Here is a 14,590-nt window from a genome sequence, read left to right on the forward strand (position 1 = left end):
CTCAGTTCGCCGCGCCGGCGGCGGTCGCCGTGCTCGCCGCGTTGCGGTGAACGGGCACCGCGTACAGTTCGTAAATCGGACGCCGCGTATACAGGTCGCCTTCGCCGCCATAGCTGCTTTTCGCACCGGCCGGATGCTCGCCGCTCGTCACCTTCGCGAAGAACTTGTCGTAGGACGCCCGATCGCGCCAGATCGTAAAGTGCTTGAAGGGCGCTGCGTTGTCGTCGGCGAGCGGCGCCAGGAGATAGGATTCGAGCAGGCCGTCCGCGCGCCCGAGGGCGCCGGCGTAGCGCTGTTCGTACAGTGCCTCGAATTGCGCGCGCTTGCCAGGCGTCACGTAAATGCTGGCGATGGAAGCGACGGGCGCGTTTGAATCGGCCGCGCTCGTCGCGGTTTGCGCGCAGGCCGGAACGCCGGCGAGCGCGGCCAGCAGCAGAATTGCGTTGCCAATGCGGGTCTTCATGGTTTTCTCATGACGTATCGAGGGGTGACGGAATACGATCGGCGACGATGCGCCGGATCAGTCCAGGCGGGGCACGATGTCCTCCAGCACTTTGCGGGCCATCCAGTTGCCGTCCGCCGAGGTCGCACCCAGCCTCACCACCACGAGATCCTGGTCCGGAACGACGATCACGAACTGGCCCTGGAAGCCGCCGAGATAGAACGCGCCGTGCGACACCTCCGGACCCAGGGAATTGAGCCAGTAGCCGGCGCCGACTTCCGTGCCGATCGGCATGTTCCGCGCAAGCGTCGGGCGCAGGCTGTCCTTCAGCCAGTTCGCGGGCAGCAGTTCGCCGGCGCGCGCGCTGTTGCGCGACTGATCGAGCAGGAACTGGCCGAGCCGGCCCCAGTCGCGGGCGGTCGCGAGCATGAACGACGACAGCATGTAGTTGCCGTCCGGTGCCGCTTCCAGCACCGCGCTCGTCATGCCCAGCGGACCAAGCAGCGCGCGATATGGATAGACGAGCGGGTCTTCCCGGTGTGCGCGCAACGAATCCGCAAGCACGGCCGACAGGATTTCGTACGAGCCGCCCGAGTAGCGCCATGCCTCGCCGGGCAGCATAGTCCGCGCAACGTCGCGGGGCGTCAGACTCTTCGCCGGGCCGAGCACCGATTCGAAACGCTGCGCGTCCGGGAGCGGCTTCGGCGCACCGGCGGCGTCCTCGCGCGCGGCCAGCGGCTTGGCCGCCGCGTACGCCGCGGGATCATGCGCCGCGGTCAGCATCTTCATCAGATCCGAGCGCGTGCCGAGATAGCTTTCGCTCCACGCGAGTCCCGACGTCATGCGCAGCAGTTGATCGACGGAAATCTGCCGGCGCGCGTCGTCGGGCGCGCCGCGCCATTCCTGCCGAAGATCCTGTTGCGCGAGCGTCAGCCACCCGCGCAGCACGAGCGTCCCGGTCAGCAGATTGGCGACGCCCTTCACCATCGAATAACCCGGCAGCGGCGTATCCATCGTGACGCCCTGCGCATATCGCTCCGCGACGATCCTGCCGCGATGCATGACCAGCACCGCGCGCGTATTCTTCAGCAGCGCGGAATCGTTCTCGTCGAACGCATGGTCCAGCGCGGGGATCAGCGCCGGGAGCGGAGCGGCCGCGAGCGGCGCGGGATGGGTCGCGCTGGCTTCGCCCACCTGCGGATAAGGTTTCGGCGACGCCGCGCGCGTCAGCGCGGGGGACACCGCGTTGTCGAGCGTGCAGCCGAGCCCGTCCCGATAGCGGGCGGTGCGCTTCACCGGGCCCAGGCTCGCGGAGACCGCGCGGCGGTCGCGATCGATCTCCACCGGGATCGGCGGCAGATCGGCCAGATCCTGCGTGCGGATCTGCCGTTCGTCGAGTCCGGCAACGAAGAGACCGGAGCACATGATCTTGGCGTAGGTCGACGCGCCGATGAAGGCCGGGCTGGGGCCGTCCGGCGGGTTGTCGGCGGCGAGCGCGGCAAGCGGCGCGCCGGACAGCGCGGCGCTCAGCGCGACACCCTGCAAGTAGCGCTGCGCCGGCAGCCGGTCGAGGAGACGCGGCGCGCGCGGCGAGCGGGAGGCAACAGACGAACGTTTCACTGGTCTTTCCTGTTCGAAGAAGTTGTCAGAAAGCCGATCACGGCATTCAGATCGTCGGCCGACAGCGCATTCAGGCTGTCGCGCATCCTGTCGGGCATGCCGCGCCGACCGTAGACGAAATCGCGCAGCGCGCCGACGAGGTACGCGCGGCCCTGCCCTCGCAGCAGCGGACTGTCGGCCGCCTGCTCGTGGCAAACGGCGCAATGCTGCTGATAACGCGCAAAGCCGACGCCAGCGGTGCCGGCGCCCGCGCCAGTCGACGGCAGCAGGCCGAAGCGCTGCGACGCCAGATACGTCGCTAGCTGGTCGATTTCTTGCGGCGTGAACGCCGGCATCAGACGCGGCATGAGACTGCCGTCGGCCCCAGGGTGGCGAAACGCGTCGAGCCGGCTGACGAGATAGCCTTTTTTCTGCCCGAGAATGACCGGTATCGCCCTGTCGTGTCCGCCCGCCGTATCGTGACAGGACATGCAGTCCTTCACGTGATAGCGGTTATCGTCCGCGACCGCCGACTGCGACGCGCAGACGAGCAGGCTCGCGTACACCGCGCGGCGCAGCGCGCCGTGCGTCCGATGAATCGTCCAGTGCGCGAATCGCGCCATGTCATTCAGCCTCCATGAGTGCCGCTTCGATGCGTTCGCGCATGACGCGCCGATCGAGCTTGCCGTTGTCGTTCAGCGGAATTGCCATGTCGCGATGCCAATGCCGCGGCACCATGTACGCCGGCAGTCGTTCGCCGCAATGCAGCCGGATGCGCTCCGTCGACAGTGCGTCGTCGGCCTGCAATACCGCATGCAGTTCGACCACGCCCGCGCGGCCCGCGACCGGCACCACGACGGCGCGGGACACCCCGCCGCACGCGCCGATCACATGCTCGATCTCCGCGCACTCGATCCGATGACCGGCGATCTTGACCTGTGAATCGATGCGTCCGAGCAGTTCGATCACGCCGTCGGCCCGATAGCGCGCGAAGTCGCCCGTCCGGTAGCGGCGTTCGCCGGTCAGCGCGTCGACGACGAAGGCCTGCGCGGTCAGATCGTCGCGCTGCCAGTATCCGTCGCTCAGGCTCGCGCCCGCGATCGTCAGTTCACCGGCGACGCCATCCGGACAGGACAGGCCAAAGCTGTCCACGATGTCGCAGCGCTGTCCGCGCAGCGGCATGCCGTATGGGATGCGGGTCCAGTCGGGGGCCACCGTGGCCACGGGAAAGGACACCGACCAGATGCCCGCCTCGGTCGCGCCGCCGAGCGACAGGAAGCGCGCGCCCGGCGCGAGCTCTCGCAGCGCGTCCGGCAGATGCAGTGCGATCCAGTCGCCGCTCAGCATCACCCAGCGCAGCGGCAGCGTGCCGATCCGCGCGGTCTTGCCCTTCGCATAGTCGACGAGCAGTTCGAACAACGCGGGCGCGGTGTTCCAGATCGTGACCCGATGTTCGACGCAAAGCGCCCACCAGGCCCCCGGCTCCATGCGCGCCGACGCATCCGGCATCACCAGCGCGGCGCCGGACGACAGCGTGCCGAACAGGTCGAACACGGACAGGTCGAAGCCGGGATCGGACAAACCGAGCACGCGGTCGCCCGCGCCGAGCCGCAGGCGGGCGCGCAGGTCGTCCAGCGTGTTCGCCACGGCGTGGCGGCGCATCATGACGCCCTTCGGCTCCCCGCTGCTGCCTGACGTGAACATCACATACGCGAGCGCGGCGGAATCGAAGACCGGCTGGAATTCGCCCAGATCGATCTCGTCGTCGCGCTCGGGAACGTGGAACGTCCGGACCGCCGGCCGATCCGGTCGCGACGGCAGGTCCGCGCCGTCCGAGAACGCATACCGGATGCCGTACCGGTCGATCACGCGGGCCACGCGCTCGCGCGGCCAGCGCAACGACAGCGGCACGTACGCGAAACCGGCCAGTTGCACGGCGAGCGCCGCTACCGCATAGCGCCAGCCGGGCGTCATATGGAGCGCCACGCACGTCGCGCCGTTGGCTTCGCGCGTCAGGCGCGCGGCAAGCCGCGTCGCGCGCGTCCACAGCGCGCCGTAGGTCAGCGTGCGGTCCGACGCAATGACGGCCGCCGCATCGGGCGCCTCACGGCATCGGCGCGCGAACCGGCTCAGATAGTCCTCGCCGGGTTCGCTCTCGCGTTCGGTCGCGCGACGGCGCGCGCGTTGCGCGGCGGGCAGCCGGACGGACGGCGCGTTCACTTCGTCCGGCGCGGCGGTCAGCGCGATCACCAGATCGCGGTAGGCCGCGAACATGTCGTCGATCACGCCCGGCGCGAACCGCTCGTCGACGCTGTCCCAGTGCAGGCGCACCAGACCGCCCTCGCCCACCACCTGGTTGTCGATCCACACGCCAGCCGTGCGCGTGATCCGGTGGCGCTCCGTGCCCAGCGACGCGAAGGACGCCGCGCCGCCGTCGAGCTCCGGGATATGCGTAAAGACATAGCGCATCGCGTCCTGAGTCGCCGACGCGTGCCGCGCTTCGCGGGCCACTTCGACGCCGCCATAGTCGCGATGGTCCAGGTCCGCAAGCAGGCGCGCGTGGACCGCGCGCGCGAACGCAAAGAACGACGCGGCGGGCGCGCCGTCGATTTCGAGCCACAGGACCGACGTGAAATCCCCCGCCACGCGATTGACGTGCGGGTGAACGGGCGGCCGGTCGAACCAGGTCAGCGTGATGGAAAACGCCTTTCGCTCCGACCAGCGTTGCAGCACCGCCACGTAAGCGGCGAGATACAGGCTGCTCGCCGGCACGCCGACGCGGGCGGCGAGCGCCGCGAGCGCCCGCTGCGCATCGGCATCGAGCGTGAGCGCGCGCCGCCTGACCACCGGCAAACGCGCATCGGCGTCGTTGCGCACCGGCAATGCCGGCATCCCCGGCAACGACGCGAGCCGTTCGCGCCAGTACCGCCGCGCCGCGTCCCGTATGGCCGGATCGGCATGCCGGCGCCGGTGCTCGAGTACGTCGCGGAATGAAATGTCGAGCGCCGGCAGCGCGGCGTCCGGATCACGATAGAGCGTCGCACATTCGCGCGCGAGCATGCCGAGGCTCCACGCATCGGCGATCAGGAAGTCCACCTTGACGACGAGAATGTCCATCTCGGCCGAGAGCCGGAACACGCGCAAATCAAACAACGGCCCGCCATCGAGCGGGAGCGGCGCAAACGCGTGCCGCTCGCGCCATTCCAGCAGCACGGCCGCCTGGCGCGCCGGATCGAGGTCGCGCAGGTCCCGGCAAGCGATGCGATACGGCCGCGCGGGCTGCACCGACAATTGGCCGTCGCCATCGAACCGGGCGCGCAGCATGCCGTGACGCACAATCAGCCGATTCCACGCATGCGTGAGCCGGTCGGCGTCGAGGCGCGCGATTTCCCACTCCTGATACAGATGGCTGCCACCGCCGTCGGATCCCGCCTGATGGCGCGCGATCCAGTACGCCTGCTGCAACGGGGTGGGCGCGAACGGAACGGCCTCCGCGGCCGGGTCGCCGACGAGCGGCGTCGCGGCGGGCGCCGAGGTTCGTTGCGCGCGCACCAGTTGCGCCTCGTCGGCCAACGTCGGCGCGGCCAGCAGCTCCGCAACGCTCAGCCGGCAACCGAACCTGCGCTCGATCAGGCCGCCCAGTTGCAGCAGCAACAGCGAATGACCGCCGGCTTCGTCGAAGCGACTGTCCCGCGTGACGTCCGCGTCCGGCAACAGTTCGCGCCACAGGCCGGCCAGCGCCGCCTCCACGTCGTCCAGCGAGGTCGCGGCGGCGCTTTCGAGACGGCGCGCGCTCGTCGTGCGCAATGCCGCGCGATCGATCTTGCCGGTCGGCGTGAGCGGCATCTGCTCGAGCCGCCAGAACTGCGCGGGCCGCGCCTCCGCGCTCAACTGCGCGCGCAGCGCCTGCCGCCACGCGTCGGGATCGCATTCCGGCGCACACTGCAGGAAAGCGATCAGCACGCCGTGCTGCTCGATCACGGCGGCGCGCCGCACCCGCGGCAAGCGCTCGAGACATGCCTCGACACCGTCGAGATCGACGCGCACGCCGCGCACCTTGATCTGCCGGTCACGCCGGCCGACGATCTCCACGCCGTGCGGACCGACCCGTGCGAGATCCCCGGTGCGGAACAGCCGGCTGTCGCCGCGCTCGCGCGCCCAAGGATTCGGCATGAAGCGCTCGGCGGTCAACGCGGGCTGCCCGAGGTAACCGTGCGCCAGCGCCGCGCCGCTCACATACAACTCACCCTCGCCTCCCGGCGGCGCCGGGTCGAGGTTCGCATCGAGGACATGAAGGCACAGGTTGTCGAGCGGCGCGCCGACGGGAACGCCCGGTCCCGGATCGTCGGAGTCAGCGCACGCATCCAGTGCGAAAGCGCTGACATCCGCCGCCACCTCGGCGCTGCCATACAGATTCAGGCATTGCACCGTGGGCAGCAGCGCGCGGACGCGTCGCACGAGACCACGCGTCAGCGGCTCGCCGCTCACCGCGATGCGGCGCAACGCCAGCCTGGGCCGCGATGGGCGCAGTTCGAACTGCGTCAGCAGGGATTCGAGCAGGGTCGGCACCACGACGAGATGCGTGATGCGGTGCTGCTGCAACAGCTCGGCAATACGCCCGGCATCGCGGCATTCGGCATCGTCCGGCAGGACCAGCAGCGCGCCCGCGCACAATGGACCGAGTACTTCGCAGAACACGTCGACAAAGCTCGCCGCCGTCTTCGCCAGGCAGACATCGCCCGGCTCGAGCGGATAGCGCTTCAGTTGCCACGCGATGCGGTTGCTCAATCCGGCGCGCGTGCCGACGACGCCCTTCGGCTCGCCCGTGCTGCCGGACGTGAAGATCAGATAGGCCGGCAGCGCGCCTGCCGACGGCCAGCGTTCGAGGACCACCTGGTCCGGGTCCGAGACGCCGTCGACCGGCGCAACGTGCCGCCCGGACGGGAACGCGCAGCCCGCCCCTAGTTCGTCCGCGATGACGAACGCGGGCTGGCTCGCACGCAGCATTGCGTCGATGCGCACGGCGGGAAGCCGCGGGTCGATCAGCACCGCCGTCGCGCCCGCCTTCATGACGCCGAGCAGCGCCACGACCCAGCGAAACGAGCGCGGCACGATGATCGCGACGATCGCGCCGCGTGCGTCGCCGGCATCCAGCAAGCGCCGGGCCATGACCTGCACCGACGCGGCGAGCGTGCGATAGGAGTACTCGCGGTCGCCTTCGCGTAGCGCGATCCGCGCGGCATGTGCCGCCCACGCCGGCTCAAACAGGTCGCCAAGTTCCGGCACGGCGACCGGCGCGCCCGCCAGCCGCGAAGGCGTCATCTCCAGCCGCGTGACCGGTGCGACGCCGATCGTCAGCACATTCGCGTCGGGGGTCCGCGCGAACGCGCTCAGGATCGCGTCGAACTGCAACGCGAACGCGTCGGCCTGCTCCGGCGCGACGCGCGCGCGATCAAACGCCAGATAGAGCCGGTACGCACCCGTGGCGGCATCCCGGTCCACCCACAGCTTGAACGGATAGTGGGTCTTCTCTTCGCCGAAGTAGCCGCGAAGCTGCAACGCGCGGCCCAGCGCACCGGTGTCGGCGATCGCCTGCAGTTTGCGAAAGTGCGTGTAGTTGAAGCAGTTGTCGAACAGCGCCACGGACCAGGGCCGCTGAATGTCGCTCAAGGGCAGATGCCGGTGCGCGATCACCTGCGCCTCCGTGCGCATCAGCGCCGCGAGATAGCCGCCAACCGGCATCGATGCAAACACATGACGCAACGGCACCGTGTTCAGATGCAGGCCCAGCACCTCCGCGCCGCCATCGGTCTCGACGCGGGTGTGCGTCTCCAGCCCGACGACGACATCCAGTGTCCCGCACCAGAGCGACAGGGCTCTCAGATAGGCGGCGAGCAGCACGACCTTCGGCGTCGCGCCATGCGCGCGTGCCACGGCGTCGACGGAACCGGCCGCGCCGAAGGGCATTTCACGGATCACGATGTCGGGCGGCGAATCCCCCGCGGACGGCGCGTTGCGCGTCACGCGGCTCGGCGCGCAGTCCTTCAGGTGTTCGCGCCAGAATGCGCGCGCGTCGTCGCGCGCCACGACGTCGCGTTCATGGCGCACGTAATCATGGAAGGTGAGCGCAGGGGGCGCGGGACGGACTGGCGCGTCGCCATCGAGGAGGCGACCGTAGTGCGCCACCAGTTCCGCCAGCAGCGACGTGGCGCTCCAGCCGTCGAGCAGCGCGTCATCCAGCAGCAGCAGCACATGCAGGACGGGGCCGGCGGGCAGCGCGAACAGGTGGACGGCCCGCCCGATCGGATAATGTGCGGCCGGCGTCCGTTCCGCCAGCCAGTCGCGCACGGTCCGCCCGTGCAGCGCCTCGACGGTCACGGACGCGTCGCCCGCGGGATAGACGATCTGCATCGGCTCGCTGTAGCCCGACGCGTCGATGACGGTGCGCAATACCGGATGCCGTTCGACACAGTTCGACCATGCCTGTTCGAGCAGCGCGGGCTCGAACGCCACACGGCTTTCGAGTTCCGCCCACAGCACGTCGCGGTAGATCGTCGCATCGCCGTAACGGGACCGGTAATACACGATGCCCTGCTGCAACGCCGACAGCGGAAAGGCATCGACGGCCGCATCGGGCACGCGCCGGCGATCGTCGCCCGACAGCAGCGCGAACGGCTCGGCGCGCCGCGCCGGACCGGCGGGCGGCGCGGCCGCGTTCAGTCCGGCGAGTTGCGCGATCGTGGGCGCGCGATACAGGTCGGCGAGCGACATCCGGAACCCCGCCTTTTGCGCGCTTTCGATCACCAGCAGACCGCTGAGCGAATCGCCGCCCAGCGCGAAGAAGTTGGCGTCGGCGGCGACCGATTCGAGGCCGAGGTGCCGTGCGACGATGTCGCGGAGCATCGCCTCCCGCTCGCTCTCGGCGAGTCCGTCATCGTTCGGCCGGTCGGCGATGCGGGTGCGGAACCGCTGCGCGCGCTGCTCGACCCGGTTCGCCAGATCGGCGACCGGCGCTGCGGCTACGATCAGGCTTTCGAGCGCGCATCCGTCGATGAGGCGTTCGAGCGACGCGAGCGCTGTCGACGCCGGCAACCCGTGAGAAAGCGCATCGCCCGCGATCGCCAGCGCGGGCAGCACGCGTTCGTCGAGCGGCGCGAAACGCACGCCGGCCATCGCCAGCAAAGGCACGTCGTGCGCATCCGTCACGCAGACATCGGCGAGCACGAACTCTTGCGCTACGTCGCGAATCGCGACGTAGCTATAACGCGCGGCGGCTAGCGATGCCACCGCTCGAATCCGCCCGAATGCGACCGGCACGGAGAACGTGGCCGCGCATGACTGGATCGGCGCCAGCGCGGCATCCATCACCGCGGGATGCATGGGCCATTCGTCGAAGTCACGGTCCAGCGCGTCGACCCGCAATTCGACGCGATAGAGGCCGCCGCACCGGCGAACCTCGCCCAGGCAGCTCCAGCGCGGGCCGACGCTCAGGCGCGCGGGAAGCCGAACCGCGCACGGCGCGGCGCGCCCGTCCGAACAGGCCGCGATCCAGCGCGCCGGAACGTCGTCCAGAATCAGCTCGTCGGGCTGCGTCGCAACGGCCGTGCAGACCACTGCGCCGCTCGCGTCGCTGACGTCGAGCTTCCGGGACGCATCCGCGCGCGACACCGACAGCGCGACCCCGGCGCCGTCCGGCGCCAGCACAGGCGCAAGCAGCGCGACGTCGCTCAGATCCGCATCTGGCGCCACGCGCAGCAGCAGTGCGATATGGGCGGTTCCCGGCAACAGCGCGACACCATCGACCCGATGTTCGCGCAACAGCCATGCGTCGCGCGGCAAGACCACGTGTGCAGCGACGCTGCCGGCGTCGCGGGACCGGCCGGCCAACGCGGGTCGCGCGCCGCACCAGCCGCGCAACGCGCGCGCCATGCCCGTGTCCAGCCAAGTGTCCCAGGCAATCGACAGCACGCGCCACGGGGTCGCGCGGCTTCGTGCGAACGCGTCGAGATACGCGTTCGCCGAACAGTATTCGGCTTGCCCCACGCCGCCGAGCCAGGCGTTGACCGAGCTGGCCAGCACCATGAAATCGAGCGGCACGTGCGCGAACACCCGGCATAGCGCCTGCACGCCGCGAACTTTTGCCGCGCAGCGTCGCCAGGCCTGGTCGGGATTCTTGGTCAGCAGCACGCCTTCGCCGCTCGCGCCCGCGCAGTGGAAGACACCGTGAATCGCGTGCAGCCCGCCGTCGATCCCGTCGCCCAGCCGCGCGAGTTGCGCGTCGCTTTCGACGTCCGCCTGAACGTAGACGACGGACGGATGCTGCTCGCAAAAGGCGCGCCAGTCGTCGAGCGCCGTCTGCGCGCGTCGCCCGCACACGAGCACGCGCGCGCCATAGGCGCTTGCCAGCCATGCCGCCAGCGCTCGCCCGATTCCGCCCGCGCCGCCTGTCACCAGATAGGTTCCGCCGGTGCGCAACACCGGACCGGGCGTCGCGGTCGCTTCGTCGAACCCTCCCGGCATGGTTTCGATACGCGGGGCGTACACGCGCGCGCCGCGCACGGCGAAGACGGCGAACGCGCCGTCAGCGTCCGCGTCGGCCGCGATCAGGGCCGCGGCGGTTCGCCAGCCCGCATCGTGTTCGATGCCATCGGAATCCCCCGCGACGTCGTACACCCGGCAGACGACGCCTGACGTTTCCTGAGGCAGCACGCGCGCAGGCCCCCACATCGCGGCCCGGTCGGCACTCGGCGACACGCCTTCAGCGTCAGTCAGTCCCGACGAGATCCAGTGAATGCGCAGCGCCTGTTTCGCGTCCGTCGGCCCTGCCGCGATCGCGCTCGCGAATGCGAGCGCACAGGCGAGCGACGTGTCGAACGGAAGCGCGGTCGCACCCGCGCCGTCGAAATAGATCAGCGACGCGGGAACGTTCGCTGCCGCTTGCCCGGCCCACGCGCGCCGCCACGCTGCGACGGAGGTGAAGTCGAAGCACTGCGAAGCGGCCCTGCGCGCATCGTGCGCGACGCCGTCGGGCACATGCATCCATACGTCGAGCTCGCCCATCGCGGCGAGACTGTCGCGCAACGTATCGGGCAACGGCGTCGCCGCGACGCACAGGAGCCGGCCTGAACTGCGAGCGGGAACCCGGCGACGCGAATCGCGCACCCAATGCAGATGCGCGACGTGGGCATTCTTGCCCGCTTCGGGGCGCGGCACGTCAGGTTTCGCCTGATACGTCAGCGTCGTTCGCTTGAATGGATAGCCGGGCGCCGACGTCGGACGCGGACGGGACCGATGCAGCCGGGTCCAGTCGACATCGACGCCGCGCGTCCACAGCTCGGCTAGCGGACGCACGCCTGCCGCTTCGTCGAACCCATCCGCGATGACCGTACACGAGGAAAGCGCGTCGAGGCACCGTGCAAACGGCGAGTCCGGCGCGGTCCCGACGCCGATCCGTTGAAGAATCGCCGCGCCGCCGGACAGTGCGCTCAGCACCGTGTCTGCCAAGCGCGCGGGCGCGTGGGCGCGCATCGCCCAGTGCGACGGCTGACGCGCGTCGTTTCGCGTCAGCCAGCCGCCCGTGACGCACGATGCGACGGGAATCGCCGGATGAGCCGTCTCGACATCCAGCAGACCCTCGGCAAGCGAGGCGGCGGCCCATGACGGCGACGCGCGCCACGCGTCCGCCTCGTCAACGTCGCGTTGCCGGCCGGCCCCGCCATCGGCATCCGCCGAGGTCGCCGAGGTTGCCGCGGACGGCGCGAGCCGGTTCGCGCAGCACTGCGCCAGTTCGAGCGCATCGTCCGGCGAGAACATCCCGGATACGGTCGCGGCGATCAGTTCGCCGATCCCTTCGCCCAGCAGCGCGCGCGGCGCCACCCCGCATGCCAGGTAATGCTGCGCCAGCGCGTAGCCATGAACGAACGTCGCCAGATACGCACTGCGCGCATCGTGCACGCGCGTCTCGTCCGCCGCGTGCGCGTGGCCGCCGAGCAACCATTGCCGCACCCGCGCCGCCGCGCGTGCATCGAGTCGGCCGAGCAGCCGGTCGAGGTTCGCCGCGAACACCGGCGCATTGCGATAGGACGTCGCGCCAGCGCCGGCGAACGGCATGCATTCGCCGGCAAACGCCCAGATCACACCCGGTGCGACGTCCGGCGCCGGTTCGGCGCCCTCGGTGCGCAGACAGGAAAGATCGCCGCGCACGCCATCGCGCCGCGCGAGCAACACGCCGCGATGACGGCCCCGCCCGCGCCTGCGTTGCAGCGTGTAGGCGAGGTCCGGTAATCCGGCCGATGGCGCGGCATGCGCCGCCTCGACGAGCACGTCCAGGTAACGCTGCAGCGAATCGACATGCGGCGCGACGAGCGGCATCGCCTGCATCGCATCGTTGAAACCTGTACATACCGCGTCACCACTCGTGTCAGGCGCTTCCTGCAGCACGACGTGCGCGTTCGTGCCGCCGATGCCGAACGAACTGACGCCAGCCAGCCGCGCGCGCGTTCCGCGCAGCCACGGCGCGACTCGGTCGCAAATCGAGAATCGTCCGTCGGTCGGAAGGGCCGCGGTTTCGCTGGAGACATTCAGCGTCGGCGGCAGCACGCCGTGATGCAGGCTCAACGCGGTCTTGATCAGCCCGGCGATGCCGGCCGCGTTGTCCGTGTGCCCAAGATTGCCCTTCACCGAGCCGAGCAGGCAGCGCCGCCCAGACGATCCGGCCGCGCCGAACGCCTGATCGAGCGCGCGCAATTCGATGCGGTCGCCGACCGCCGTGCCGGTGCCATGCGCTTCGACGTAATCGATGTCGTCGCCGCTCACGCCCGCCACCGCGTGCGCCATGCGAATCACTTCGGCCTGCCCGCGCTCGCCGGGCGCGGTGTATCCCGCCTTGTCGGCCCCATCGTTGTTGACGGCCGACCCGCGAATCACCGCGTAGATGCGGTCGCCGGCCGCGCGTGCGTCCGCGCATCTCCGCAGCACGACCACGCCGACGCCATCGCTGAAAACCGTCCCGCCCGCATCGCGCGCGAATGGCCGGCACACGCCGTCCCGCGCCTCGATGCCGTCCGCGAAATGGCGATAGCCCTGCTGCAACGGAAAATGAACGCTCGCGCCGCCCGCCAATGCGACATCGCAATCGCCGTCGAGAATCGATTGGCACGCCAAATGCACGGCGACCAGCGACGTCGAGCAGGCGCTCTGCACCGTGACTGCCGGGCCATCTAAATCGAGTTTATAAGCCACTCTTGAAGTGGCCGTATCCTTGTCATTGGCAATACCGGCGCGCCACCGGTCGAGTCCACTCCATTTGCGCAGATCATTTGACAAATGCGTGACAAGATAGGTGTTAAAGCCGACGCCGCCATATACGCCAATCCGCTCGTCTTTATCATTCGCGAGCGCGGCGTCTTCGAGAGCATGCCAACAGGTTTCGAGAAAGATGCGCTGCTGTGGATCCAGCAAGGCCGCTTCTTCGGGCGCATAGCCGAAAAACGCGGCGTCGAAATCGAGCGCATTATCAAGGCTGCCATTCGCCCTGACATAAGCGCTATCGGCAAGAACTTCCGGCGTAACTCCGGCGGAACGCAATGCGTCGTCGGACAGCAGGCGAATAGCGCTGCGACTTTCCAGCAGAAAACGCCAGAATGCCTGGACATCGCTCACGCCCGGAAAGCGGCACGCGATGCCGACAATGGCGATCGCTCCATGCTCGCCGGACAGCGTAAGCCCCTGATTCTCTTGCATTCTGACTCGATCCCGCTCGTATCGTGTCTACGCCCGCACACGCCGCTCTGCCGCCCCGCGGACATTGACTGCCCGCGCCTCTCACCGTCGGCCGTTCACTCAAAAAATAAGGCAGCCGCTTCTTTCCCCCATGCCGCCGCCCCGGTTTTACGCGGTCGCTTACGACATGTAAGTCGCGCAGGAGTATGACATAGAGGCTCCAAGAAACGCAAATCATTCTCGCTACCAATAGCAATTACAAATTGAATCGGCTACTCTATCGTGGCATTACGTCTCCCTGACATACGACTGCCCACCCTCTTATCTGATGAAGCAGGAGCTCCAATGACCCTTCCCATGACTCGTGTGATTCTTTACGTCCACGACGTGGCGCTGCTTAAGTCGTTCTATCAAAAGTATTTCGATCTGCCGGTCGTCGAGGAAATAGACGGCGAATGGGTGGTATTCAAGGCGGGAGAAATCGAACTGGCTCTGCACCTGGCCGGCGAGGCCTATCAGAAGAAGCCCGCGGCGCCCGCTCGACGGCGCACCAACACGAAATTCGTGTTCTTGATCGGAACGGGCATTGCCGAGCATCACGATCAGCTCGCGGCGGACGGCGTCGTCGTGCAGCCGATGAAGCGTTACGACGGCTTCGCTTATCAGATGTACGACGGCGTCGATCCGGAAGGCAACGTATTCCAGGTCATGCAGTTCGACTGACGCCGTCCGCTTTCCCGTTTCTGCCGTTGCTTTCGATCATCCGCGATTTCACAGGCCCGAGCGCCATTCATGACTACGCCCTCCCTGCTGGCGCACGCCCCGGGC

Annotated in this window: 5 protein-coding genes; 1 reads left to right on the plus strand and 4 read right to left on the minus strand. The window is 68.9% G+C overall.

The features are described 5' to 3' along the window. Nucleotide 1: 1 nt before the first annotated feature. From AQ610_RS28410 to AQ610_RS28425, 4 genes are read right to left on the minus strand one after another with little or no spacing between them, the layout of a single operon-like run. On the minus strand, nucleotides 2–463 hold the full coding sequence (locus tag AQ610_RS28410; protein ID WP_006029584.1) for an antibiotic biosynthesis monooxygenase family protein: 462 nt from the start codon (nucleotides 461–463) through the stop codon (nucleotides 2–4). Nucleotides 464–520: 57 nt separating this feature from the next. Next, nucleotides 521–2,062 carry a serine hydrolase domain-containing protein gene (locus AQ610_RS28415; protein ID WP_006029583.1) on the minus strand — a complete coding sequence of 514 codons (1,542 nt, stop codon included), beginning with the start codon at nucleotides 2,060–2,062 and terminating at the stop codon, nucleotides 521–523. Continuing rightward, entirely contained in the window at nucleotides 2,059–2,664 is a 606-nt protein-coding gene (locus AQ610_RS28420; RefSeq protein ID WP_006029582.1) for a c-type cytochrome, read from the minus strand. The genes AQ610_RS28415 and AQ610_RS28420 overlap by 4 nt, the downstream gene beginning before the upstream one ends. A gap of 1 nt (nucleotide 2,665) precedes the next feature. Next, entirely contained in the window at nucleotides 2,666–13,783 is an 11,118-nt protein-coding gene (locus tag AQ610_RS28425) for a hybrid non-ribosomal peptide synthetase/type I polyketide synthase (protein ID WP_006029581.1), read from the minus strand. A 324-nt stretch (nucleotides 13,784–14,107) separates the two neighbouring features. Between AQ610_RS28425 and AQ610_RS28430 the strand changes: the two genes are divergently transcribed. Continuing rightward, nucleotides 14,108–14,485 (plus strand): VOC family protein, encoded by a 378-nt coding sequence (locus AQ610_RS28430; RefSeq protein ID WP_015602511.1) that lies wholly within the window; start codon nucleotides 14,108–14,110, stop codon nucleotides 14,483–14,485. Nucleotides 14,486–14,590 lie beyond the last annotated feature (105 nt).

This window comes from Burkholderia humptydooensis, from assembly GCF_001513745.1.
Lineage (GTDB): Bacteria > Pseudomonadota > Gammaproteobacteria > Burkholderiales > Burkholderiaceae > Burkholderia > Burkholderia humptydooensis.